Source organism: Pantoea sp. OXWO6B1 (assembly GCF_001641135.1).
GTDB lineage: Bacteria > Pseudomonadota > Gammaproteobacteria > Enterobacterales > Enterobacteriaceae > Pantoea > Pantoea allii.
The window spans coordinates 3,686,486-3,711,958 of the sequence record NZ_LWLR01000001.1; the positions used below are offsets into that span (position 1 = coordinate 3,686,486).

At 53.1% G+C, this 25,473-nt stretch carries 22 protein-coding genes, 1 tRNA gene and 1 pseudogene; 14 read left to right on the top strand and 10 right to left on the bottom strand.

Annotated features, from left to right (window positions below):
- Nucleotides 1–98 precede the first annotated feature (98 nt).
- Nucleotides 99–353: a YkgJ family cysteine cluster protein gene (locus A6A26_RS19295; protein ID WP_063880231.1), complete on the bottom strand. Its 255-nt coding sequence runs from the start codon at nucleotides 351–353 to the stop codon at nucleotides 99–101.
- Nucleotides 354–641: 288 nt separating this feature from the next.
- On the opposite strand from A6A26_RS19295, the gene yeiP reads away from it, so the two are divergent.
- The 9 genes and pseudogenes from yeiP (at nucleotide 642) to yejF (ending at nucleotide 11,479) form a co-directional block, all read left to right on the top strand.
- The gene (gene yeiP, locus A6A26_RS19300; RefSeq protein WP_063880232.1) at nucleotides 642–1,214 is read left to right on the top strand and encodes an elongation factor P-like protein YeiP; all 573 of its coding nucleotides are present in this window, start codon (nucleotides 642–644) and stop codon (nucleotides 1,212–1,214) included.
- Nucleotides 1,215–1,294: 80 nt separating this feature from the next.
- Nucleotides 1,295–2,272 (top strand): CobW family GTP-binding protein, encoded by a 978-nt coding sequence (locus A6A26_RS19305; RefSeq protein ID WP_063880233.1) that lies wholly within the window; start codon nucleotides 1,295–1,297, stop codon nucleotides 2,270–2,272.
- Between the two features lie 41 nt (nucleotides 2,273–2,313).
- A complete protein-coding gene (locus A6A26_RS19310) occupies nucleotides 2,314–3,021 on the top strand; it encodes a phosphatase PAP2 family protein (protein WP_063880234.1) in 708 nt (235 codons plus the stop codon).
- A 512-nt stretch (nucleotides 3,022–3,533) separates the two neighbouring features.
- Nucleotides 3,534–4,103, top strand: a complete 570-nt coding sequence (gene mepS / locus A6A26_RS19315) for a bifunctional murein DD-endopeptidase/murein LD-carboxypeptidase (protein WP_063880235.1) — start codon at nucleotides 3,534–3,536, stop codon at nucleotides 4,101–4,103.
- A 207-nt stretch (nucleotides 4,104–4,310) separates the two neighbouring features.
- Nucleotides 4,311–5,884, top strand: a pseudogene (locus A6A26_RS19320) (cyclic di-GMP phosphodiesterase).
- Nucleotides 5,885–5,937: 53 nt separating this feature from the next.
- A complete protein-coding gene (locus A6A26_RS19325; protein WP_063880236.1) occupies nucleotides 5,938–7,746 on the top strand; it encodes an extracellular solute-binding protein in 1,809 nt (602 codons plus the stop codon).
- Between the two features lie 11 nt (nucleotides 7,747–7,757).
- Nucleotides 7,758–8,852, top strand: coding sequence for a microcin C ABC transporter permease YejB (locus A6A26_RS19330; protein WP_063880237.1), 1,095 nt, complete (start codon nucleotides 7,758–7,760; stop codon nucleotides 8,850–8,852).
- Nucleotides 8,852–9,874, top strand: coding sequence for an ABC transporter permease (locus A6A26_RS19335; RefSeq protein ID WP_063880238.1), 1,023 nt, complete (start codon nucleotides 8,852–8,854; stop codon nucleotides 9,872–9,874). Before A6A26_RS19330 ends, A6A26_RS19335 begins: the two co-directional genes overlap by 1 nt.
- On the top strand, nucleotides 9,875–11,479 hold the full coding sequence (gene yejF, locus A6A26_RS19340) for a microcin C ABC transporter ATP-binding protein YejF (protein ID WP_063880239.1): 1,605 nt from the start codon (nucleotides 9,875–9,877) through the stop codon (nucleotides 11,477–11,479). It begins immediately after the preceding gene.
- On the opposite strand, the gene A6A26_RS19345 is transcribed toward yejF, so the two are convergent.
- The 3 genes from A6A26_RS19345 to rsuA all read right to left on the bottom strand — a co-directional run bounded on the left by A6A26_RS19345 (nucleotide 11,466) and on the right by rsuA (nucleotide 13,991).
- The gene (locus A6A26_RS19345; protein WP_063880240.1) at nucleotides 11,466–11,786 is read right to left on the bottom strand and encodes a YejG family protein; all 321 of its coding nucleotides are present in this window, start codon (nucleotides 11,784–11,786) and stop codon (nucleotides 11,466–11,468) included. The genes yejF and A6A26_RS19345 overlap by 14 nt on opposite strands.
- 277 nt (nucleotides 11,787–12,063) lie before the next feature.
- Nucleotides 12,064–13,260, bottom strand: coding sequence for a Bcr/CflA family multidrug efflux MFS transporter (locus A6A26_RS19350; RefSeq protein ID WP_063880241.1), 1,197 nt, complete (start codon nucleotides 13,258–13,260; stop codon nucleotides 12,064–12,066).
- Nucleotides 13,261–13,271: 11 nt separating this feature from the next.
- Nucleotides 13,272–13,991 carry a 16S rRNA pseudouridine(516) synthase RsuA gene (gene rsuA, locus A6A26_RS19355; RefSeq protein WP_063880242.1) on the bottom strand — a complete coding sequence of 240 codons (720 nt, stop codon included), beginning with the start codon at nucleotides 13,989–13,991 and terminating at the stop codon, nucleotides 13,272–13,274.
- 155 nt (nucleotides 13,992–14,146) lie between these two features.
- Here rsuA and A6A26_RS19360 point away from each other — a divergent pair, with 155 nt between their 5' ends.
- Nucleotides 14,147–15,901, top strand: a complete 1,755-nt coding sequence (locus A6A26_RS19360) for a DNA repair helicase RadD (RefSeq protein ID WP_063881219.1) — start codon at nucleotides 14,147–14,149, stop codon at nucleotides 15,899–15,901.
- Between the two features lie 131 nt (nucleotides 15,902–16,032).
- Nucleotides 16,033–16,317 (top strand): 50S ribosomal protein L25, encoded by a 285-nt coding sequence (gene rplY, locus A6A26_RS19365; RefSeq protein ID WP_063880243.1) that lies wholly within the window; start codon nucleotides 16,033–16,035, stop codon nucleotides 16,315–16,317.
- A 93-nt stretch (nucleotides 16,318–16,410) separates the two neighbouring features.
- Here the strand turns inward: rplY and yejK are convergent, their stop codons facing one another.
- Nucleotides 16,411–17,415: a nucleoid-associated protein YejK gene (gene yejK, locus A6A26_RS19370; RefSeq protein ID WP_063880244.1), complete on the bottom strand. Its 1,005-nt coding sequence runs from the start codon at nucleotides 17,413–17,415 to the stop codon at nucleotides 16,411–16,413.
- A gap of 158 nt (nucleotides 17,416–17,573) precedes the next feature.
- On the opposite strand from yejK, the gene A6A26_RS19375 reads away from it, so the two are divergent.
- From A6A26_RS19375 to A6A26_RS19385, 3 genes are all read left to right on the top strand, one after another.
- Complete coding sequence (locus tag A6A26_RS19375; protein WP_063880245.1) at nucleotides 17,574–17,798, top strand: YejL family protein; 225 nt, start codon at nucleotides 17,574–17,576, stop codon at nucleotides 17,796–17,798.
- A 22-nt stretch (nucleotides 17,799–17,820) separates the two neighbouring features.
- Nucleotides 17,821–19,575 carry an LPS biosynthesis-modulating metalloenzyme YejM gene (yejM, locus tag A6A26_RS19380; RefSeq protein WP_063880246.1) on the top strand — a complete coding sequence of 585 codons (1,755 nt, stop codon included), beginning with the start codon at nucleotides 17,821–17,823 and terminating at the stop codon, nucleotides 19,573–19,575.
- Nucleotides 19,576–19,648: 73 nt separating this feature from the next.
- Nucleotides 19,649–19,725: transfer RNA gene (locus A6A26_RS19385), tRNA-Pro, on the top strand.
- A gap of 105 nt (nucleotides 19,726–19,830) precedes the next feature.
- Here A6A26_RS19385 and A6A26_RS25780 read toward each other — a convergent pair.
- The 5 genes from A6A26_RS25780 to A6A26_RS19410 form a co-directional block, all read right to left on the bottom strand.
- Nucleotides 19,831–20,001, bottom strand: coding sequence for a hypothetical protein (locus tag A6A26_RS25780; RefSeq protein WP_172823906.1), 171 nt, complete (start codon nucleotides 19,999–20,001; stop codon nucleotides 19,831–19,833).
- 111 nt (nucleotides 20,002–20,112) lie between these two features.
- Nucleotides 20,113–21,141, bottom strand: coding sequence for a DUF2891 domain-containing protein (locus tag A6A26_RS19390; RefSeq protein WP_063880247.1), 1,029 nt, complete (start codon nucleotides 21,139–21,141; stop codon nucleotides 20,113–20,115).
- Nucleotides 21,142–21,354: 213 nt separating this feature from the next.
- Complete coding sequence (gene tldD / locus A6A26_RS19400) at nucleotides 21,355–22,812, bottom strand: metalloprotease TldD (RefSeq protein ID WP_063880249.1); 1,458 nt, start codon at nucleotides 22,810–22,812, stop codon at nucleotides 21,355–21,357.
- Between the two features lie 17 nt (nucleotides 22,813–22,829).
- Nucleotides 22,830–24,179 carry a TldD/PmbA family protein gene (locus tag A6A26_RS19405; protein ID WP_063880250.1) on the bottom strand — a complete coding sequence of 450 codons (1,350 nt, stop codon included), beginning with the start codon at nucleotides 24,177–24,179 and terminating at the stop codon, nucleotides 22,830–22,832.
- 26 nt (nucleotides 24,180–24,205) lie between these two features.
- On the bottom strand, nucleotides 24,206–25,462 hold the full coding sequence (locus A6A26_RS19410) for a thioredoxin family protein (RefSeq protein ID WP_063880251.1): 1,257 nt from the start codon (nucleotides 25,460–25,462) through the stop codon (nucleotides 24,206–24,208).
- Between the last annotated feature and the right edge of the window lie 11 nt (nucleotides 25,463–25,473).

Consider the following 25,473-nt stretch of genomic DNA (forward strand, 5'->3'; position numbering starts at 1 on the left):
AGCCTGGTCAGCGCATCGTTAACAGCCTGATTTTGGGACGAACAGAAGGAAAAACCAAACGCGCGGTGATAGCTCGACAACAGGGAGGACGAAAAAGGTTATGGCGCAGTGATCTGCTCAAGGTGAATCAGATATTCCATGGCGTAATGACGATTGCTGCCGCACATCTCAACCGATGGCTGAAGTCCCGCGCACACCTCTGGCCGCAGGGGAGATGCAAAAATTTTGCAGAGGTTATTATCCGCGAGCTGAATGCAGCGCGTATTAGCGGGTTTACCCTGAGGCATACCAGGAATGGGCGAGGAAATGCTGGGGGCGATACAACAGGCACCGCAATCTGTACGACATTCCATCTTTCACATCCGGGATAGGGTAAACCGCGGACGATAACAGAATGGGGATTACCCCGACATCACCTTTACAGAAAAAGAGGTCAACGCTTAAGCGAACGGCATTGCGGTTTATGCTGAAATCGCCGTTGCAAGAGGAAGACCTCGTAAAACCTGGCTTATCTACTCATACAACGGGCCTGTTCTGCCCTGCCACTCGCTATCGACAACAAAATTTTTCGCGCTATCTTGCCTGTTAAGAGGCGCGCGAGTAACGTTGCGCGCACTATTACTTTGCGAGTGAGAACAGCAATGCCAAAAGCGAATGAAATTAAAAAAGGAATGGCCGTTACCCACAATGGAAAACTGCTGCTGGTCAAGGATATTGACGTCCAGAGCCCCAGCGCGCGCGGCGCGGCAACGCTTTATAAAATGCGCTTTACCGATGTCCGTACCGGGATGAAGGTCGAAGAACGCTTTAAAGGCGACGAGATTATCGAGGCTATCTCTCTGAGCCGTCGCAGCGTCACTTTCTCCTATATTGACGGTGATGAATACGTCTTTATGGACGATGAGGATTACACGCCTTACGCCTTCAAAAAAGAGCAAATAGAAGAAGAGCTGCTGTTCATTCCGGAAGGTGGCATTCCTGGCATTCAGGTTCTCACCATGGACGGACAGGTTCTGGCGCTGGAATTACCACAAACCGTGGACATGGACATTGTGGATACCTCACCCGGTATTAAAGGCGCGTCAGCCAGTGCCCGCACCAAACCTGCCGGGATGAGTACCGGTTTAGTTGTTCAGGTACCGGAGTACCTCAGCAACGGTGATCGCATCCGAATCCATGTGGCAGAACGTCGCTATATGGGGCGCGCAGACTAATTGCCTGCGCTACAGGCTGGCGGCTGAATGATGTTATAATATAACAATATCATCTTCTTTATTTTACAGGAGCCGCTGGCATGACGCGCGTTAACCTTCTTACCGGATTTCTGGGCAGTGGTAAAACCACCACGCTGCTTCATCTGTTAGCGCATAAGCCCGAAGAGGAAAACTGGGCTGTGCTGGTGAATGAATTCGGTGAAGTTGGTATTGATGGTGCGTTACTCGCCAACAGCAGTGCCATCCTGAAGGAGATACCCGGCGGTTGCATGTGCTGCGTCAACGGACTGCCCATGCAGGTCGGGTTAAACAGGCTGTTAAAGCAGAATAAACCCGATCGCCTGCTGATTGAGCCCACTGGACTGGGCCATCCGCGCCAGTTATTACAGATGCTGACCTCGCCAGTTTATCAGCCCTGGCTCGAACTGCAGGCAACGCTTACCCTGCTGGATGCACGGCAGCTTAATGATGAACGCGTGGCGAAAAATGAAAACTTTCGCGATCAACTGGCCGCCGCCGACATTATTGTCGGCAATAAACGCGATCGCTGGAGCGAAGCCGATCGGCAGCGCCTGGAGCAGTGGCTTGCCGCACACCAGGACGATCGTCAGTTTGTTACTGCCGAGTTTGGTCAGATTCCCCTCACTTTGCTCGACAGGCCGCGAGGGAAAGCGCGCGCCATTCCGCATCCGGCCCACTATCATCATCACCCAGCCCCGACCAGTGGTATTGCCGCAATGCGACTCGACGGGCACGCAACCTGGCGTCGGGCGGTCAATCAGGGTCAGGGTTATGTTGCCTGTGGCTGGATTTTTGATGATGAAACGGTGTTTGATACTCTGCCGTTGCTGGAGTGGGCACGGCTTGCCCCAGTTGATCGGGTTAAAGGCGTGCTGCGCATTGCGGAGGGTGCCGTCAGCATTAACCGTCAGGGAGAAGACGTTCATATTGAAATACTGGGTTCAACACCGCCTGACAGCCGCGTTGAGATGATTCATTCCTCATCTGCCGACTGGAATAGTCTACAATCCGCTTTGTTGAAGATTCGTTTAAGCTGACATGGTTAAGGTCGGCGGTTATTTTTTATTAGGGCAGAATTATGCACGCAACACGCCTTGTCACCATCCTGCTGCTGAATGCACTGGGAATGATGCTGTTTTTTTCCTGGTATTTACCGCCCGGTCATGGGTTTTGGTTTGATATCGATAAAGGGATTTTCTTCGCTTTCAATAATGAGATGGTTAATTACCCGGGCTTTGCCCTGCTGGTCGCGATCACCAACTTCCGCGGTTTTGACGCCGTGTCATTACTGGTAATGGGCTTGCTCTATCTGTGGCTATGGCAACGGGAAACACCGACAGGCCGACGTCGTATGCTGGCCATTGGCATTACGATGTTGCTGACAGCCGTCATCCTGAATCAGGCCGGTCATTTGCTACCGGTGAAGCACGCCAGTCCAACGCTGTTTTTTGAAGGGGTTCATCGCGTCAGTGAGTTGACCGGCATTCCAGCCAAAGACGCGTCTAAAGACAGTTTTCCAGGCGATCATGGCATGATGCTGATGATCTTCGCGGCATTTATGTGGCGCTATTTTGGCTTTCGCACATTTTTAGTCAGCGTGGTCATTGTGGTGGTGTTTTCTCTTCCACGCATAATGGCTGGTGCACACTGGTTTACTGATATTGCCGTTGGATCACTTTCGGTTACGCTGGTGGGATTGAGTTGGTGGTTATTAACCCCGGCAAGTGATTACCTGGTTAATTGGTTTTATCACAAATTACCGGGTAAAAATAAACCCCAACAGTAATTCATTAGCTCGGGCGGAATAATGTTTACATTATAAACCGCCCTTATTTATAAAAAACCGAATGGAATAATTAGCAAGCTAACTAGAAATCCCCTTTCTGAACCCTATGATAATCCAGCATTTAGCGTCAGCCCTCGCCACTCGCGGCGCTACCGCGCTTCTGTTAACCCGCACTATGCCTGGAATTAGCGCCAGATCATCCCTTTCCTCAGGTTATCAGCCCTGAATAACTGTTGATAAAGTGAACAAGTTATTTAAGTTTGATAAGTATCAAAAAAACCTATCAGAATTTGATTAAAAGCTCTCGCCACGGCCTCTGTAATCGGTTAATCTCGGTCGCAGTGAGAAAGAAGTAGCAGTATTAAGCACGCTTTCATCGGTAAAATGTGGTGATTTACACAATTTTATAATTAAAGCATTGTCTTGTTCTGACTGGCTTATTAATCTCATTCCGTTTTGTCATCTGGCTGGCGACAATCTTGTCGTAAGGACTTCGAAGGAAAACCCGTATAATGGTCAAGTCTCAACCAATACTGAGATATATCTGGCGGATAGTGCCCGCTCTGGCGCTGGCAACACTTCTCTCAGCTTGTAGCAGTACCCATAACACCGTAAAAAACGAGAATCATGAAGTTAACAACCAGAATGGTTTTTTACTTCAAGCGTCTCAGGATGAGTTCGAAGAGATGGTGCGTAACGTCGACGTTAAGTCGCGCATCATGGAGCAATACGCAAGCTGGAAAGGTGTACGTTACCGTCTTGGCGGTGATACCAAGCGTGGTATTGATTGTTCCGCCTTCGTTCAGCGCACTTTCCGCGAACAGTTTGGCTTAGATCTTCCCCGCTCCACCTCCGAGCAGCAGGGAACGGGTAAAGAAATTTCTCGCACCAGACTGCGTCCAGGTGATTTAGTTCTGTTTCGTGCAGGCTCCACTGGTCGCCATGTGGGTATCTACCTCGGCAATGACAATTTTGTTCACGCCTCAACCAGTAGCGGTGTCATGATCTCCAGCCTTAATGAAGACTACTGGAAAAAGCGTTATAGCGAAGCTCGCCGGGTCTTAAGTAAAAACCCGAGCTAGTGCTACTCTCGAACGTCCTCTCAGCCAGAGAAAAACAGAACGCTGCCTTTGCAGCGTTTTTTTTTGAATCCCTCGAATCCGCGTAAAAATACTTGTTTATCAAAATAATAACGAGACATTATTAACAGACTCGTTATATTCTCAGACGCAAATATTCGGGCGATTGCGCACCATTAAGTTTTGTATTTTGATCAGGGGAAGCACTTCATGCCATTGTCGCGGGCGCTGATACGCCAGGCAACTTATCCTCGTCGAATCGCGTGGAATAGCGCGATTGTTGGCAGTCTGTTTTTTTGTTGTTAACCTCTGTTTTACTTACCGAGACCCAACATCAACGGGAAAATCAACATAAGCAGCTGCTCATCGACAGCAGCAACGACTTCCAGCGTCACGTGGCGACGCTGATTACAGATACCCTTTCTCCCCTGCTTCCGTTCGTCAAGTCAGAATGTTATATCGGCAATCATGAGTTAACTGCGCGTGCCGCGTTTGCTGGCGACATACGCGCCATCATTTTAGTGAAAGACGGTAACGCCTTTTGCTCTTCAGCCACCGGCAGCTTTTTTCAGCCACTGAGCGCGATTTCGGCCCGTACCGATACCACACGCGACCGGGATATCCGTTTATTGCCGGGTACCCCTATGCAGCCGACGAAACCGGTACTGGCGATATGGATCAAGCAACCCGGCACCCTACAGTCTGGCATCTTTACCACCTTGAATCTGAGCCTGGCCGATTACCAAATAAAAGCGTCCTCGCATCCTGAAATTACCGGGATTGCGATACTCGCGCATAATACCGCGATGACCAGCTGGCAAACCACTCTCGTAAGAAATCATCAACTCCCTCCACCGTTAACGCAGATCACTATGGACGGGCTGCCGTTCCAGTTTGCACTCTACGGCTCAACCTTATCCGCAGGCGATTTTCAGACCATTATGTTGAGTAGCCTGTTGATGTCATTACTCGCTGGCTGTACATGTTGGTTTTTACTGACCCGGGTTCAGCGACCCGGTAAAGAAATTACTCTGGGCATCCGGCGTGGTGAATTTCGCGTCGAGTATCAGCCTTTAATTACGGCTCAGGATGGCAAATCTTACGGTATGGAGGCGCTGCTACGCTGGACGCATCCGTCCGGTGAAACGGTCTCACCCGATATTTTTATCAGTTACGCTGAAGCACAAAACCAAATTATCCCCCTGACCCGACACCTGTTTGAACTGGTCGCCCGCGATGCACACCAGCTACGTCATAGCTTGCCCAAAGGAACCTGCCTCAGCTTAAATATTTCCCCCCTGCATCTGAGCGCCTGCAGTTTCCGTGACGATGTCCTGTACTGGCAGGACAATATGCCTCACGATCATTTTCAGTACGTCTTCGAAATCACTGAACGGGCCGTAGTTGAAAACGGCAATGCGACTGAACTGTTTCACTGGCTACATCAGCGGGGAATTAAAATCGCAGTGGATGATTTTGGCACCGGGCACAGTGCGTTAATCTATCTTGAAAAGTACCCTTTTGATTATCTGAAAATCGATCGTGGATTTGTGCAAAGTATTGGCACCGAAACGATCACTTCACCCGTGCTGGATACAGTGTTACAACTGGCTAAAAGGCTCAACCTGATGAGCGTGGCTGAAGGTGTGGAAACCGATGAACAAGCCAGTTGGCTGATCAACCGCGGCGTCACCCATTTACAGGGGTATTTCTTCAGTCGGCCGTTACGGCCAGAGCAGGTAAGAGACTATTTTCAACGTCATAACAGTCAACCCACGCGTTAATCACCGTCGATTATCGCTGCGGTGCAAGACACTCACAGGAGAGAACATCCCTTATGCCGCTCCGCTTTGTCATTTTGCTGCTGTGTAGCTTGCTCATCACCCCGCTGCATGCGTCTCCCGTTCAGACAAGTTACACCTTTGCTCAACTGGGATCGCCGAAGTACCCCAGAGACTTCCGTCACTATGACTATGTGAATCCTGCGGCACCAAAGGGCGGCAAAATTGTCCTGTCGGTCATCGGCACTTACGATAACTTCAACCGTTATGCCTCACGAGGCAACCCTGGCGTCGGTACCGGGCCGCTGTATGACAGCTTATTCACTACCTCGGATGACGAAACCAGCAGCTACTATCCGCTGATTGCTGAATCAGCCCGGCATCCTGATGACTTCAGTTGGATGGAAATTACGCTCAACCCTCGCGCACAGTTTCACGATGGTTCTCCCATCACGGCTGACGATGTGGCCTTTACTTTCCAAAAATTTATGACCGAGGGCGTTCCACAGTTCCGAATATTTTATCGTGGTGTAACAATTAAAGCCCTTAACCCCCAGACGGTACGAATCACCTTACCGGCCCCGGATAAAGACCTGATGCTGGGGTTGCTGACGCTCCCTGTGATATCTCAAACGTTTTGGCAAAATAAAAAATTCAATGAGCCGCTCAGCCAGCCTCCGTTGTCGAGCGGGCCTTATCGCGTAAGTAAGTGGAAACTGGGCCAGTTTATTGAATTTAGTCGGGTCAAAAACTACTGGGCGGCGGATTTGCCGGTCAATCGTGGCCGTTTCAATTTTGATGTCATGCGTTACGACTATTATCTGGATGACAACGTTGCGTTTGAGGCATTCAAAGCCGGTGCCTTTGATCTGCGGGAAGAAACGTCGGGGAAGAAATGGGCCACCCAGTATCTGGGTCGTAACTTCGATAATCAGCAGATCGTTAAAGAGACCACGCCGAATACGGCCTCAATTGATACGCGCTGGCTGGCGCTGAATAATGAAAAACCCTTGTTTCACGATCGCCGGGTACGGCAGGCAATGGCGCTGGCTTTTGATTTCGAATGGATGAATAAAGCACTGTTTTATAATGCTTTTAAGCGAGCCAGCAGTTATTTTCAGAATACGCAGTACGCGGCGCAAGGCGTGCCTGATGCTGCACAGCGGAAAATACTGGCACCGTTCAAATCACAGTTACCTCCTGAAATCTTCACTGAAGCCTATGCGCCCGCGAAAACTGACGGCAGCGGCTACGATCGCGCTAACCTGCTTAAGGCCATGTCACTGCTGAATCAGGCTGGCTGGCATATCCACAACCAGCGCCTGGTGAACGATAAAACCGGGCAGCCCTTTACCGCAGAGTTGTTGCTGCCTGCCGGTGCGAATAGCGAGTGGGCGCTTCCCTATCAGCATAGTCTGTCGCGGCTGGGTATCACGTTAACCCTGCGCCAGATTGACAGCTCGCAGTACCTGCGCCGCCTGCGTAGCGGCGACTATGATATGGTCAGTAATATTTATCATGCTATGCCGACGCCCTCACGCAATCTGCAGGCCAACTGGCAGTCAGACTATATTCAGTCTTCGTGGAACACGGCGAGGGTAAAAGATCCCATGGTCGATAATGTTGTCAAACAGATCATCGCTCATCAGGACGATGCCGACGCGTTGCTGCCGTTGGGACAGGCGCTGGACCGCATCTTGCTGTGGAATGCGTATATGATCCCGATGTGGTATAGCGCCGAGCAGCGGCTTGCCTTTTGGGATAAATTTTCCCATCCTGCCGTTAAACCTGCCTACAGCACAGGTGTGGATAACTGGTGGTATGACGTGAATAAAGCCGGGCGACTGCCGGCCGACAGACGCTGAGGAGAGCCCGGTTGGCACGTTATTTTTTACGCAGACTGTTACTGATTATTCCTACCTTGTGGGCGATCATTACGCTCAACTTTTTTATTGTACAGATAGCACCAGGTGGCCCGGTCGATCAGGCGCTGGCAAATATTCAGTTTGGTCAAACCAGCGGGCTGCCCGGTGCGGGCGGCGGTGACAGCGGCGGTACGCAGGCCAGCCTGCATCGTCTCACGCCCGGGGATAATCAGTATCGCGGCGCGCGTGGTCTGGACCCCGAGGTTATCGCGGAAATTGAGCGACGTTACGGCTTCGATAAACCTATCGGGGAACGCTATCTTACGATGCTGTGGAATTATGTGCGCTTCGACTTTGGCGACAGCCTGTTCCGCAGCGCCTCCGTATTGCAGTTAATCAAAGAGAGTCTGCCCGTTTCTGTCAGCCTTGGCCTGTGGAGTACGTTGATTATCTACCTGGTGTCGATTCCACTAGGCATTAAAAAGGCCGTGCGTAATGGCAGCACGTTCGATATCTGGAGCAGCACCTTCATTATCATTGGCTACTCCATTCCGGCGTTTCTGTTTGGCATTGTCTTGATTGTTCTGTTTGCGGGCGGCAGCTATTTCGACTGGTTCCCCTTGCGCGGACTGACCTCTCCACAGTTTGATACGCTCCCCTGGTACGGCAAAGTAACCGATTATCTGTGGCATATCGCGCTGCCGGTACTGGCTACGGTGATTGGCGGTTTTGCCACCTTAACCATGCTGACTAAAAACGCATTTCTTGATGAAATTCGAAAACAGTATGTGGTCACCGCCCGGGCCAAGGGCGTTTCGGAACGGCGCATCCTTTATCACCATGTGTTTCGCAATGCGATGCTGCTGGTGATTGCCAGTTTTCCTGCCACTTTTATCAGCATGTTTTTTACCAGTTCGGTACTGATTGAGGTGATGTTCTCGCTGAATGGCCTGGGCTTACTGGGCTTTGACGCTACCGTCCAGCGTGATTATCCGGTGATGTTTGGCACCTTGTATATTTTCACCTTGATTGGTTTGCTGATGAATATCCTGAGCGATTTAACCTATACCCTGGTTGATCCACGCATTAATTTCGAGGGGCGGTAATGCACATTTCCCCGATGAATCAGCAGCGCTGGCAGCGCTTTCGTCATAACCGCCGTGGCTACTGGTCGCTGTGGGTTTTTCTGCTTATCTTCGTCCTTTCACTGTGTGCCGAGTTAGTCGCCAATGACAAACCGCTGCTGGTGCATTATCAGCAACGCTGGTACGCCCCGCTATTTTTCAACTACAGCGAAAGCGATTTCGGTGGTGAGTTTGCTACCGCGGCAGATTATCAGGACCCCTGGTTGCAACAGCGTATTGAAAAGCAGGGATGGGCGCTGTGGGCACCGATTCGCTTTGGTGCCAACAGCATTAATTTTGCGTCACAGGTGCCCTTCCCTTCCCCGCCATCATGGCAAAACTGGCTGGGCACAGACGCGAACGGTGGCGACGTTTTGGCGCGTCTGTTGTACGGCCTGCGTATTTCGCTGCTGTTCGGCTTACTGCTAACTCTGTTTTCCAGCGTGATTGGCATCGTGATCGGCGCGATACAAGGCTATTTTGGTGGCAGAGTGGATCTGATTGGTCAACGCCTGATTGAGGTCTGGTCCGGTATGCCGTCGCTGTTTTTACTGATCTTACTGTCCAGCGTCATCCAGCCCAGCTTCTGGTGGCTGCTGCTGGTCACCGTGCTGTTTGGCTGGATGAGTTTAGTCAGCGTGGTACGCGCTGAGTTCCTGCGTACGCGTAACTTTGACTATATTCGCGCCGCGCAGGCGCTGGGCGTCAGTGACGGACGGATCATGCTGCGCCATATATTACCCAATGCCATGGTGGCCACACTGACTTTTCTGCCTTTTATCCTGTGCGGTTCCATCACCACGTTGACCTCGCTCGATTTTCTCGGCTTTGGCCTGCCCATTGGTTCGCCTTCTCTCGGTGAACTGCTGCTACAGGGTAAAAATAACCTGCAGGCACCGTGGCTGGGTTTATCTGGCTTTTTCACGCTGGCGATTCTGCTGTCGCTGCTTATTTTCATTGGCGAAGCCGTGCGCGACGCTTTTGATCCCAGTAAAGGAGTCTGAATGAGCGCCCCGCTGCTTGCTGTTAATCATCTCTCCGTCGCCTTTCGTCAGGGCAAACAGCTGCATCAGGTGGTGGAGGATGTTTCGCTGCGCGTTGAAGCGGGTGAAACCCTGGCTCTGGTAGGCGAATCCGGTTCCGGGAAAAGCGTTACTGCCCTGTCGATCATGCGCCTGCTTCATGACGCCGCGGTGACCTATCCCCAGGGGGAAATCCTGCTGGCTGGGGAAGACCTGCTACAGGCATCGGAGCAACGGCTTCACGGTCTGCGCGGTAATCAGATGGCCATGATTTTTCAGGAACCGATGGTGTCCCTGAACCCTCTGCACAGTATTGAAAAACAGTTATACGAAGTGCTTTCGCTACACCGTGGGATGCGACGTGAAGCCGCGCGGGCAGAAATACTGCGCTGTCTGGATCGCGTCGGTATTCGCCAGCCGGCCTCGCGCCTGAATGATTTTCCCCACCAGCTCTCCGGGGGAGAACGCCAGCGCGTGATGATAGCCATGGCCCTGCTCACCCAGCCGAAACTGTTGATTGCCGATGAACCCACGACTGCGCTGGATGTAACGGTTCAGGCACAAATCCTTAACCTGCTGCGCGAACTGCAACAGGAACTGAATATGGGGATGCTGTTTATTACCCATAACCTGAAAATTGTTCGCCAACTGGCGGACAGCGTGAGCGTAATGCGCGCTGGACGGGTGGTTGAGCACAACCGCAGCCAACCGCTGCTCACGCAGCCACAGCACGCTTATACCCAGCAACTGCTGGCGGCCGATCCGGAAGGTCGTGCCGTACCCCTTCCTGCAGCGACGCCGGTTATCCTGAAAGTGGATAATCTGCGCGTCGGTTTTCCCCTGCGCCAGGGGTTATTTAAACGTAAAACGGGCGAGAAAATCGCCGTAAATAACCTCAGTTTTAGCCTGAAACGGGGAGAAAGTCTGGGGCTGGTAGGCGAATCTGGCTCAGGCAAAAGCACTACGGGTCTGGCCCTGCTGCGTCTTATTGCGGCTCAGGGCGAGGTCTGGTTTGACGATCGGCCACTGCATCAGCTGTCACGAAAGCAACTGTTGCCGTTACGTCGCCGTATTCAGGTGGTGTTTCAGGACCCTAATTCTGCGCTGAATCCCCGTATGACGGTGCAGCAGATCATCGCCGAAGGCCTGGCGGTGCATTATCCACAGTTGAGTGCGGCCCAGCAGGATGAACGGGTTAATGCGGTAATGACAGAGGTGGGTCTGGATACAGAGAGCCGCCATCGCTACCCGGCGGAATTTTCAGGCGGCCAGCGTCAGCGCATTGCCATTGCGCGCGCCCTGATTCTTGAACCGGAACTACTGGTACTGGATGAACCGACGTCGTCGCTCGATCGCTCAGTGCAGAAACAGATTCTGACCCTGCTGCGCGGATTACAGCAACAGCGTCAACTGAGCTATCTGTTTATCAGTCACGATTTAGAAGTGGTACGCTCACTCTGCCATCAGCTGATCGTACTTCGTCAGGGCGAGGTCGTTGAACAAGGCGATTGTGAAGCGCTGTTTGCCGCGCCTGCACAGGCTTATACCCGCGAGTTGCTGGGTTCCGTCACGCTCAGTGACCAATAAAGGTTTCCGCAATAGCCACGCCCTGATTCTTCAGGCAACAGTTCGTGGCGCTCTCATCACACCGGCGGATAAACAGGCAGGGTTGCCCTTCGCACTCGGCGATTTTTCCGTCCACCTGAATGGCTGCCAGCATGTCTTTGAGTTCGTGCAGAATTTCCCATGCCGGGACGCCATCATGGCTGATCAGCCGCAGCGCGATCACATCATGCTCTTCTGAGCCGACATCGTCGGTTTCAATCACGCCACGACGATCGCTAATCCAGCGAAACCGCTGTGGCAAGCGATGCACAACCGAAAGTTGCAACATAGTGATCAGTATCTCCAGAGAATGAAGCTCAATTTACAACCAACGGTGTCTGCATCGAGAGCCGTTAAATCATGCTAACGCGCAGATCCTGCAAGGCGTCCTGTAAAAGCAAATTTGAGAGTTAAATCTCACTTTGGGCTATATGTACCGCGTTTAATGATAACTAACAATCATTTTAGACCCAATTTGATTACTTTATTTGCTATTTTTTTTCACAAATAAGAAACATTATTTTATAAGCGGATAAAGGCGGATCGCAGCAAGGCGCGACGCCCGCTTAGCGGGCGACGGAACGAGGACGTGAAGCGTAGAGAAATAACAAAACAGAGAGGGTCGCGCACAGCGCAATGGTTCCCACCATAGGCCAGGCACTGTTAAAACTGAACAGAGACAGCAGCGCGCCAGCCAGTGCGCCGACACCAAAGCGTAACGTACCCGCCAGAGAGGAGGCGGTACCGGCCATATGCGGAAACTCATCAAGGATGACGGCCATCGCATTAGACGACACCATGGAAACACAGCCGATAAACATCGCAATGCCCAATACCAGCGGCAGGAACCCCAGATCGAAAGCGCTCACCATCAACAACCAGATGCCCATCGCAAACTGCACCAACAACCCAAAACGGAACAGGGCGACGGGGCCAAAATGGCGCACTGCCCGGCTGTTAATCAGCGTCATGATGAACAAAAACACAATATTCAGGCCGAAGTAGTAGCCAAAACTCTGCGGCGAAATGTGATTCAGTTCGATGTAAACAAAAGGGCCGGCATTGAGAAAGGTGAACAGCCCCGCAAACGAGAATCCGCTTGATAACATATAGCTGAACGCCCGCTTATGGCGAAACAGGATAACGAAATTCCCCAGCGTGGTGCGCAGGTGAAAGCGCTGCCGCTGCTCAGGTTTAAGGGTTTCGCGAATCTGGGTCGCCACCAGTACGGTGGTGATAACGGCCGCTATCGACAGCGTCCAGAAAATGGCGTGCCAGCTCCAGATTAACAGCAGCCAGCCGCCGATAATCGGGGCCAGCAGCGGTGCGATGGTGGTAATTAACATCACGAATGACATCATGCGCGAAAAGTCCTCTTTCGAGTAACTGTCGCGCATCAACGCATTGATTACGACGCTGGCGGCGGCCGCAGACAGGCCGTGCAAAAACCGCATCGCAATAAGCTGTTCAATCGACTGCGAGAGTGCGCAGGCCGCCGCCGCACAGGCAAAGATCAGGGTACCCAGCGTAATGACCGGCTTGCGGCCATAGCTGTCGGCCAGGGGACCGTAGATCAACTGACCGATGGCAAACCCCAGGATGTAAAGATTGAGCGTCATCTGCACGCTCCCGGCGGACACCGCAAACTGGCGCGCAATTTGTGGCATCGCTGGCAGATACATGTCTATCGATAACGGCATCAACATCGCTAACAGGCCGAGAATAACGACCAGGCCCATCGGCGAATTCTTTTCCTTACGCACCGGGTTTCTCGCTATTTCTGTTTAAGTTCTTCTGGCAAGCCAATGCTGGCTATCTCTTCTGCGGTTAACGGGCGGTATTCACCCGGTTCTAACGTGTCGTCCAGCGCAATCGCGCCAATGCGTTCACGATGCAGGCCAACGACCCGGTTACCCACGGCGGCGAACATACGTTTCACCTGATGGTAACGGCCTTCGCTAAGCGTCAGCAGCACCTCAGTGGGCGTGATGACCTCAAGCTGAGCAGGTTTTGTCAGGTGCTTTTCATTATGCAGTTGCACACCTGCGCTGAATTGCGCGGCCGTATCCTCGCTCACCGGCGCTTCCAGCGTCACACGGTAGGTTTTCTCGCAATGGTGACGCGGTGAGGTAATGCGGTGTGACCACTGACCATCATCCGTAAGCAGAACTAAACCGGTGGTATCAATATCCAACCGGCCTGCGGCATGCAGCTTAAATGCCATCGGTTCTTCAATGAAATAGATAATGGTGGGATGATCGGGATCGTCCGTGGAACAGACATAACCCTGCGGTTTGTTCAGCATAAAGTAGCGCGGCCCGGTCTGCATCTGTAACACGTTGCCGTCATACTCAACCTCGTGATCGGGCTGGAGTTTGAAAGCGGTGTCGCGCACCACGTCACCGTTAACGGTGACACGTTGACCACGGATTTCACGTGCAGCGATAGCACGGCTGATTTCCAGTTGCTGAGAGATGAATTTGTCGAGTCGCATGAATTCGTTTTGCCTGTTACTGCGGAGGGAAACTAAAACGGCCTGTTTAACCGTTGAAAAAGTATGAGAAGTATATCCTGAACTGCGCCTCGCTGACAGCGCGTTTACAGTGGATTCGTGGCATAATTGCGGCAGATTTTACAAAAGTGAGCAGCATGTCTTTTACCTTACGCCCTTATCAACAGGACGCGGTCGATGCCACCATCGCCCACTTCCGTCGCCATCATGAACCTGCCGTGATCGTCCTGCCCACCGGGGCCGGAAAAAGCCTGGTGATTGCCGAACTGGCGCGCCTGGCACGCGGTCGGGTGCTGGTGCTGGCGCACGTCAAAGAGTTGGTGGCGCAAAATCACAGCAAATATCAGGCTTACGGACTTGAGGCCGATATTTTTGCGGCAGGGTTGCAGCGTAAAGAGAGCCAGCGAAAGGTGGTGTTCGGCAGCGTCCAGTCCGTTGCACGTAATCTCAGCCTGTTTGACAGTGCTTTCTCACTGGTCATTGTGGATGAGTGCCACCGTATTGGCGACGATAAAGAGAGCCAGTACCAACAGATTTTTCATCATCTGCGCCAGCACAATCCCCAGTTGCGATTGCTGGGTCTGACCGCCACGCCGTTTCGCCTGGGCAAGGGATGGATTTATCGCTTTCATTACCACGGCATGGTCCGTGGCGATGAGAAGGCCCTGTTCCGCGACTGCATCTACGAACTGCCTCTGCGCTACATGATCAAGCATCAGTTTCTGGTGCCGCCAGAGCGGCTGGATATGCCGGTGGTTCAATATGATTTCAGCCGCCTCACCGCTCAGGCTAATGGTCTGTTCAGCGAAGCCGACCTGAATCGGGAACTCAAACAGCAGCAGCGGATTACTCCGCATATCATCCGGCAAATTGTAGAGTTTGCCGAGGATCGCCACGGCGTCATGCTTTTTGCCTCCACCGTGGAGCACGCGCGCGAAATTCTGGGCCTGCTGCCCAAGAACAGCGCACTGGTGTCGGCGGAAACCCATGCGCACGAGCGCGATGCGGTGATCGCGGCGTTTAAAGCCCAGCAGCTTAAATTCCTGGTTAACGTCGCGGTGTTAACGACCGGCTTTGATGCGCCGCATGTGGATCTGATTGCAATCCTGCGCCCCACCGAGTCGGTCAGCCTGTATCAACAAATTGTGGGACGCGGTTTACGTTTGTCACCCGGCAAAAAAGATTGCCTGATTCTGGACTACGCCGGAAATCCGCACGATCTTTTTACCCCTGAAGTCGGCGCGCCAAAAGGCAAAAGCGACAATCAGCCGGTGCAGGTATTTTGCCCTGCATGTGGTTTCGCGAATACATTTTGGGGCAAGGCCACCCAGGACGGCATGGTGATTGAGCACTTTGGCCGGCGTTGCCAGGGCGTTCTGGAAGACGATGAAGGCGAGCGGGAACAGTGCGACTACCGGTTTCGCTTTAAAAACTGCCCGGACTGTAACGCTGAAAACGATATCGCCGCTCGCCGCTGTCGGGAATGCGACAAGATTCTGGTCGATCCCGACGATATGCTCAAAGCCGCCCTGAAGCTGAAAGATGCACGCGTACTGCGCTGCGGCGGCATGGCGCTGGAACAGGGTAAGGACGACAAAGGCGAATGGTTGAAAGCCACCTATTTTGATGAAGATGGCACCAGCGTCAGCGAACGGTTTCGCCTGCAAACGCCCGCACAGCGCAAAGCGTTTGAGCAACTGTTTATGCGCCCTCATCAGCGCGCCCCTGGCGTGCCATTAGGCTGGCAAACCGCTGCCGATGTGCTGGCTTTGCAACCCCTGCTGCGCCATCCCGATTTTGTTGTGGCGCGCGCCAAAGGCCACTTCTGGCAGATCCGTGAAAAGCTCTTTGACTACCAGGGACGCTTTCGCCGCGCTAACGAACTCCGTTAGGCCGGATTAGCGTTTGCCCCTGCTGCCTATTACGGCTATAATGCCGCCCGCTTTTGCATGTGCATAAGCAGTGTTGAATAACCCTTCTGTTACTGGGTCGCCTGTAGCAGGAATCATAAAGAGACGTATCAATGTTCACTATCGAAGCAGCAGAACGTAAAGAGCAGGGTAAGGGTGCGAGCCGCCGCCTGCGCACAGCAAACCGTTTCCCGGCCATCATCTACGGTGGTTCAGAAGCAGCGGTTGCTATCGACCTTGACCACGACCAGGTGATGAACCTGCAAACTAAGCCAGGCTTCTACGATGAAGTTCTGACTCTGGTGGTTGACGGTAAAGACACCAAAGTTAAAGTGCAGGCTGTTCAGCGTCACCCGTTCAAGCCAAAACTGCACCACATCGACTTCGTTCGCGCTTAATCGCCGAATGGGTTGAACGTAGAAGGGCCGGTTGCGAAACCGGCCCTTTTATTTTGTCTGTTACCCGCCGGAACGCATTGCCCCGGCCTGGCATTACTTACTGCTGGTGCGGCGTTGAAGCTGTTCGCGCAGGTTAGGTGGCGTTCCTTTAATGGTCAACGTATCCGTTGCCGGGTCCCAGAAAATGCGTTCACCAAGTAACAGTGCGTCGAAGTTCAGGGTCAGACCGCCGCCGCTGCCGGCAAACTTGGTTAACTGGCGTAACGTACCGCGATCCGCCGGGAAATGTTCTTCCAGTTCATAGCCCTGTTCCTGGGTAAAGGCTTCAAACGTCTTTTCACCCAGCGGAGGGAGCTCGCCTGATAATTCTTTTAGCGCAATCTCTTCGCCCGCCTGAAGCTGCTCATTACAGTAGCTGTAAACCTGCTGACGGTAATTTTGGCGTTCGTTTTTATCCAGATTCGACTCGTCACAGTAGTCATCCACTGCCTGTAACAGTCCCCGGTTTTGCGCCTTGGTGTCCAGTCCGACTTCCGCACCCAGGAAGTCCATAAAGAAATCAGAAACTTTGCGCCCGACGCGTCCACGCAGGAAGGTCAGGTAACGGGTTGATTCCGGATTCGTTTCCCATTCGGTCAGATCGATACGTGCCACAATATCGGCATGATTAATATCCAGATAATGGGTACTACTGATATCCATTTGTTCGTTGACGCGCATACTGGACTGGCTGTTCAACACCGCCACCAGTAAATATTCGACCGCCAGGTAGCGATACTGAATAAACAGCACCACGCCGCCTTCGGCGAACGGATATTTTGCCAGTTCATCACGCAGACGTCCGGTCGCAGCCCGGCTAAAAGCGAGAAAATCATCGTTACCTTTGCGGCAGTTGCGCAGCGCTTCTGCCAGTTCGCTTTCAGCATTAAACAGCCCGTAAGCTTTACTTTTCGCACTGTAAACACGGTGCAGCTCTTCCACCATCGCTTCGACGGTGTTGGTGGCAGGCAGTAACGAATCACGAAGCACCAGCTCTAACTGATTTTCATCACGTTTAATTAACTGATGCAAGGCAATCTGGTCGATATCCAGACTCATGGTAAACTCTCCTAATAGCACAGGCGCGTATTCAAACACCGCCAGCAGCAGCTTTCAACTCCATGCATCATGCGAACAGTGCGCTTTCGATAAATTTGCGGAAAAAAGTGCGCTGTTCCGGTACTATATCGCCTTTTGAGACGAGATAACTTTTCGCTATGCCACAATCATCCCGTTACAGCGACCAACGCGTTGAACAACTCCTCGCGGAAATGGCGCAGGTTTTGCAAAAAGACCAGGCACCCACCGACCTCTCCCTGATGGTACTGGGGAACATGGTAACCAACCTGATTAACAGCGATGTTGCGCCTGCGCAACGTCGCTCTCTGGCACGTTCTTTTGCTGATGCTCTGCAGGCATCGGTAGACGACAGCACCCATTAATTCGCTGATCTGACGTAAAACTATGGTAACCAACCGACAGCGCTACCGCGAGAAAGTCTCCCAGATGATTAGCTGGGGACACTGGTTTGCTCTGTTCAATATCTTTTTCGCGCTGATTCTGGGTAGCCGCTATCTGTTGGTTGCCGACTGGCCTGCCTCGTTGGCGGGACGTATCTATGCGTACACAAGCTGGGTGGGTCACTTCAGCTTTATTGTGTTTGCCGCTTATCTGTTGATTATCTTCCCGCTGACGTTTGTTGTCATGTCGCAACGTTTGATGCGGGTGCTTTCGACGGTGGTCGCCACCGCCGGCTTAACGTTGCTGATGGTCGACAGTGCCGTGTTTAACCGTTTCCATTTACACCTTAATCCGGTGGTATGGGAACTGGTGATTAACCCCGATCAAAGTGAAATGGCGCGCGACTGGCAGCTGATGTTTATCGGTGTGCCGCTGATTTTCCTGGTGGAGATTCTGTTTGCCACCTGGAGCTGGCAGAAGCTGCGCAGCCTGAACCGCCGCTCTTTTGGCAAGCCGCTGGCAGCACTCTTTATCAGCGCCTTCTTTGCCAGCCACTTAATGTATATCTGGGCTGATGCCAATTTTTATCGCCCGATTACCATGCAGCGCGCAAATTTGCCCCTTTCCTATCCTATGACGGCACGTCGCTTTCTGGAGCGTCATGGTTTGCTGGATGCGCAGGAATATCAGCGCCGTCTGGTGCAACAAGGCGATCCTGAAGCCGCAGCAGTACAGTATCCGCTCAGTGATATCACCTTTGCGGATAAAGGCGCGCGCGATAATTTGTTAGTGATTACGGTGGATGGGCTGAACAGCGCCAGTAGTGACAGCGCCCTGCCAGCATTGAACCAGTTTGCCAGCCAGAACGTACGCTTTACCCAACATTTCAGCGCGGGCGATAATGCAGAAAAAGGCCTGTTTGGTCTGTTCTACGGTATCTCGGCCAGCTATATGAACGGTGTGCTGGCACAGCGAACGCCGTCCGCCCTTCTCACCGCATTGAGCACCCAGGGCTATCAGTTTGGCCTGTTCTCATCGGATGGATTTAGCCAGCCACTTTATCGTCAGGCTCTGCTGTCCGACTACTCGCTGCCTGCCAGTGAAGAACAGCCCAATGCCAGCACCGTCTCGCAATGGCAAAACTGGCTGGGCGCTCAAAAGAGCGATGGTACGCCATGGTTCTCCTGGGTGGCACTGCATGGCCCGACAGTGAGCGGTGATAACGCCAAAGCACGGCAGCGCAGCTATATGCGTCAGGCACCGGCGCTCAATGATCAGATTCAGGCCATTCTCACTACGCTGCAGCAGCGTGACTTGCTGAAAAACACCGTGGTGGTCATTACGGCGCAGCATGGCGTGCCGCTGGATGGCGATCCCGATAATGAAGGCAATCGCCAAATCCTGCAGGTTCCACTGGTTATTCACTGGCCGGATACGCCAGCACAGACAGTGACGCGCCTTTCCGATCATCAGGATGTGATGGTGACGCTGATGCAGCGCTTGCTGCACGTCAGTACGAATCCGGTGAATTATGCCCAGGGCGAAGATCTGTTTGCTGCTCAGCGTCGCCATGACTGGGTCACCAGTAGTGAAGACAACAAGCTGGTGATCACGACGCGTGACATCACGCTGGTGCTGAACAATAACGGGAGCTACCGCGCTTATGACGCCAGTGGAAAAGTGCTGAAAGATCATAAACCGGAGCTGGCGCTATTGTTGCAGGTGCTCACAGAAGAGAAACGTTTTATTGCTAACTGATTAATAATGCGGCAGTTAGTTGCCCGGTAGCTTGCATTCGTACGAAGAATCAGTAGACTAGCTTTCCAAAGTTCGGCACGTAGCGCAGCCTGGTAGCGCACTGTCATGGGGTGTCAGGGGTCGGAGGTTCAAATCCTCTCGTGCCGACCAAATTATCCCTTAAAAAGCAGCCTGTTACGGCTGCTTTTTTATTGCCTGCGATTTGCGATGGTAAAATAATGGTAAAACCAGCCATCATTTTGCTGTGATCAGATATCAGAAGCGTGTGACATGAGACAACGCCGCTTCGCACATCATCGTCCAGTACATTTCTGCCCTCGTGCCCCAAAAACGTCCCACGCCCGCACCCAACAAAAGCGCAGGCTCCACCAGCAAGATGCCAAACGGCGTCAACCTCTGTGCCGGAAACGGACCGCGCTTTGTCATTGAAAACAGCGTCCTGACAGATTCCCTGCGATATCTACAGGACCACCGGTTTACTGCTACGTATCTTGTTATCGTAACCTCAGGATGCCGGAGAGGATCTCAAACGTGAGATCACGTTTGATGATGAGCCTGCCCGTCAACAGGCGACGCCAAAGCCAGCAGTGCAAAGCTGGCAAGCCAGTGGCCGCCGCTATAATGGCTGCCCACCACATGAGGGAGACTGGCTGTCAGATGCCGTTCAGCTGCGGCCTGAAGCAGCGAGACAGCGGGATGAGCGTTTGGCAATGCAACAGCAAGATGCCTGAAGCACCAGGCTCTGCTGAGATTCAATCCGTCAAGATGAGTGATGGTAGGATCGGTACGATCGCTGACCTCTGCAGGCTGCATCAGCGCGGTCTGACTGGCGATATCAGGTAGAAATGCGTCGAACCAGTTGGCGAAGTTAACGGTGACTTTACTCATTAACATGGCTTCCGTTAATGCACCAGAAAGGTATTCGTCCCCACCGGGTTCATAATGTGCTGGATAATCGGTGTCCTCGCGGTAAAAGCGTTCTGCAACATTAACGATGACGTTTTCCAGCAAGCGGTCCTCTAAAGTGCGTGCGTAATCCAGTGCTAACATCAGCGCGAAGGCAGAATTGGTGTGGGTCCCGACCCGGATAGCGTAGGTCAGCTTACTGAAGTAGTCGATAAAGCGACGGCGAATGTCCTGCGTCAGTGGCTCAAGCCTCTGATACCACTGTGCAGCCTGCGGCAAGGCAGATTTTTTCAGCTCCCCGGATAAGCCAAGCAACCATGCATAACCGTAAGGACGTTCGAACGCCGTGCGAAACGGTACGGTAAAATAAGCACGTTCCTGCGCGATATTTTCTTCAGTAAAATGCGCATGAAAAACAGCAATGATTTCATCACGGCATGACAACGTGGGATAAAGGCTCAGGGCTCGGAGCAACAGCCAGTAACCGTGTACCGCAGAGTGCCAGTCGTAGCAGCCATAGAAAACCGGATGCAGTGCACGTGGCGACAAGGCATCACTGTCATCAAGCATTAAGTGTACAAGATGACTGGGATATTCCTGGCGCAAATAGGTTAATGGCATCCGGGCAAACGCATCAGCCCAGGATGGCGTTAATTTCATCATCATTCCTTACCCGAGAAAGTGTTAACCGTCTCAAGATTCCCCTTACCGCCAGTCAGTGACGGCAGGTTCATTGTTGGCTTAAAACACATGATCGCTGCGGGCTCTCGCGCGTCCGCAAACGCTGGCATCAACATTTGAACAGCGGTCAGCCTGCCCGTAACGTCCGCCAAAGCAACAAGCGCCACAGATCGGTTTCGTCGGGTGATGACCTCATCTCTGGCGCGTACCGCCAACGATGAGGTTATCCACTTTAAGCGTGGGTTGTCCCACGCCTACCGGAACATTCTGTCCCGATTTACCGCAGGTGGCGATGCCACGATCCAGGGCCAGATCGTTACCGACCATGCTGATCTGTTGCAGCGTTTCCGGCCCTTTGCCCGTCAGCGTGGCGCCTTTGACGGGTGCAGTAATTTTCCCGTCTTCTATCAGGTAGGCCAGCGCAGTCTGGAAGCTGTATTGGCCGCTGACGATATCCACCTGCCCGCTGCCCAAATTCGCCAGGAATAAGCCACGTTTGACGGACGCAATGATCTCCTCAGGCTCATACTGGCCGTTGCGCATAAAGGTGTTCGTCATGCGCGGCATGGGAAGATACGCATAGGACTGGCGTCGTCCATTGCCTGTGGGAGGCAGTTTCATCAGCCGTGCACTCAGGCTGTCGTGCATATAACCCTGTAAAATTCCGTCTTCGATCAGCGTGGTGCACTGCGTCGGGTGCCCCTCATCGTCGGTATTCAATGAACCACGGCGTCCCTGCAGCGTGCCGTCATCAACAATATTCACGCCCGGTGGTGCCACCCGCTCGCCGATGCGCCCTGAGTACACTGAGGTACCCAGCCGGTTATAGTCGCCTTCAAAACCGTGTCCCATGGCTTCGTGCAGTAACATGCCTGGCCAGCCGGCAGCAATCACGACCGGCATACCGCCGGAAGGGGCTGCGACGGCCTCCAGGTTTATCAGCGCTGAATCGACCATCGTCCGCAAAGTAATAAGCAAATCTTCATCGTTGAACAGGGTGAAGTCGCCGCGTCCCCCCATGCCGGTACTGGCAGACTCCCGAACGCCTCGCTGCTCTACGATGACGCCAATTTGCAGCAGCAGCATCGGGCGAATGTCCGCCGCCTGATAAAAATCATGTCGCATGACGAAGTTTACTGAATGGGACAACGCGAGGCTGGCTGTAACCTGCACCACCCGGGGATCAAGTGCGCGCGTTAACCGATTGATTTTTTCCAGCAGGTTAATTTTCTCTGCCGAATCCCATGTGAGTAAGGGATCACCGGCGCTAAAATGGACGGCCTCGGGTCGGCCGGGTACGGGTTCGGGGAGAGCCAGCCAGCCTTGCTTAGCGATGGTTCGTACGGATTTTGCGGCTTCCCGCAAATGCTTAAGATCAATATGCTGAGAATACGCAAAGGCGGTCTGATCGTGTTCAATTGCACGCAGGCCAAAACCCTGATCGACATTGAACGAGCCAAAATTGACGACCCCGTTTTCCATTGACCAACTTTCCTGGCGCAGGCTCTGGACATACAAATCGGCGTAGTCAATTCGATGCACGAGCACCCGACCCATGACGTCGTGTAGCATGGCATCGCTGATGCCATAGGGTTCCAGCAGTTGCTGTTTGGCCTGCACCAGGCGAGTAGTTGTGCCTGTTTGACTCATAGTAAAACTCCTTTGGCTTAGCGTCCTGCCACCTGAAGGTGATCAATTAATACAGACCCGGAAGTCAGAGCGCCCTGAGTAGTAACATCGCTCCCGATAGCCACAATGTTACGGAACATCTCGCCCAGGTTGCCCGCCACGGTTACGCCATCAACGGCGTAACGTATTTCACCTTCTTCGACCCAAAAACCACGCAGGCTTCGCGAGTAATCACCGTTAATCAGCCTTGGCCCGCCGCCGCTAAAATGGGTGACGATCAGCCCGCTATGGAGTTTTTTCACCATCGCGGCGAAATCGTCTCCCTTCTGCGTCAAACTACTGGTCAGTGACAGGTTACCCGGTCCCCAGCCACTGCCGGTGGGGACCCTGTCCAGATGCCGCGCGGCATAGGCGGAGAGGAAAAACCCTGTCAGGGCACCTTGTTCAACGACCTGTCGGGTTGTGCCACTGACCCCGTCGCCGTCGAATGATCGACTGGCGAGCCCCTGCGGCGCAAAGGGATCTTCGGTAACGCTGACATGATGGCTAAAGACGTCTTCACCCAGCCTGTTGGCGAGAAAACTGTTGCGGCGATAAACCACACTATCGCTGGTCGCCTGGACCAAATGTTCAAGCAAAGACAGTGCGCATTTGGCGTCAAACAAAACCGGACAGCGTCGGCTGCCCTGAAGCGGTAAGGTGTCCAGCGCCGCCAGCGCCCCGCAGCCTGCCCGATGTCCAATATCTTCGGGTATCATCAGCGATTGTGCCTGCCGGGCACTCGAAAAATGAAAATCCAGCAGGCTGCGCCCCTGTTTACTGGCGAGCGCCCGCGCGCCCATCAGGTGATTGCTCTGGCGCTCACTACAGGTAAAACCACGACTGTCCATCATGAAACAATCCGACAGCCCGGAATGGACGGTAACACCGTCGCTGACCACGCCGTCGCCGGCTGAAACAATGCCAGCCTCAATACGCTGTGCCAGTCCTGCTGCACTGGCCTCATCAATATCCCAGGGATGCCAGAGGTCAAGGTGGTCAGATTTGCGACAAAGGTAGTGCTCCGCCGCCAGCCCGGCAAAACGATCTTCGCCGGTGTAACCGGCAATGCGGCATGCGGCCTGCACAGTCTCACGCAGACTTGTAGGCGAATAGTTTGTCGAACGGGTCGTCCCCTGATGATGTCCGCGGTAAACGGTAAGGAACATGCTGGATTGGCTGGCGCGTGTACGGGTTTTTAATCGCCCCTGGCGCATCTCAATCAGCAGACCCGTGCTTTCGTTAAACACGACCTGGGCATCGGATGCCCCCTCCTGTAAGGCCAGCCTGATGACGCTATCCGCCAGATCTGACAGCTGAACCCGGCTGTGCGCAAAAGTATTCGGCATAACAGTCCCCTGTTTATCCGTCATCATTACAAGTCCGGTGCTTCAGTGAGCAGGCGATTTAACACCGTCTGCAGTTGTGTACTCAGCGGCAACGCGAGTTGGGACAGCGTTTGATGAAACGCATTTTCTTTACTGATAAAGTCAGCGTTCAGCGACTGCCACTCCTCTCTGAGCTGAGCAATCTCACTCTGACTGAGCTTGCCCGTTGGCGTCTGACGTTCTTTAGCCATAAACCAGTTCATGCGCTCCGCTGGCGTAGCGCGGTCAGCGTCGCTCCAGCCCATCTGGATTTGCATAATATGGTAATGCGCCCAGCTCATATTCTTCGCAATGATGCCCCACTGCTCCGCGTGGGTCGTCGCAGGCAGCGGTGCGAGATAGTTGAGCAGCGTGGCGACTATCATTTCCAGCTGTCGGTCCGGCTTCTGATAGTCGTTCAACAGTAAGGCCGCCTGATTGCGAATATCAATCCAGGCCTGCGGGGCCGTTTCACGCCCAGCGAAACGATCGGCGCACAGCGCGCGCCACTGCGCCAGTAACGTCTTTAACTCAGGAGCTCGCAGATGATTATCCCATGGGAAGAAAGCCTCACTCATCCACCACTGCATACATGCCGAGGGAACCAGCCGGTAATCTTTACCTGCACGCAACGCCTGAAACAGGCCGTGCACCTGTTCTTCGGTGAGATATTCACTGCGATCCATCAGACAGCCTAAGGCCACAGGCAACCCGGTGATACGTTCAAAAGCGTGGCTGCCGGGTTGATGCACCATCGCCGCCGAGAGCGTACCTTTATCGTTAATCCAGTAGCTGCTTTGTCCGGTAGTAATCTCCCCGGCGGTAGCATGTCGCAGCGCGCGCGCGGCAATAAACGCGAACAGTTCGTTGTCATCATAGAAACTGCCCCACTCCAGAGTCTCGTCCTGCTGCACATTCACTGCTGGCAACGACACGTTGACCTGATTATTCGCCAGCCATTCGTTGAGTTGGGCCAGAGACTGAGCACCAACCAACCGAACCGGATCTTTAGCACGGTTAAACAGCAATAATGTCGGGATACCTCGCACGCCAAAGCGCTGCATAATGGACGGGTACTTTTCCACATCGAGCTTAGCGACCAACAAATTGCCCGCAGTATTGCGTGCCAGCTTATCGATGGTTGGCGACATGGCGCGGCAAGGTGCACACCAGGGTGCCCACAGATCAACAAGGACCGGCACCTGAGCGTCAGCCAGGAATACATCAAGTTCAGTGTCGGTTAATTCAATGGATTTATGCGTCATACTGATTCCTT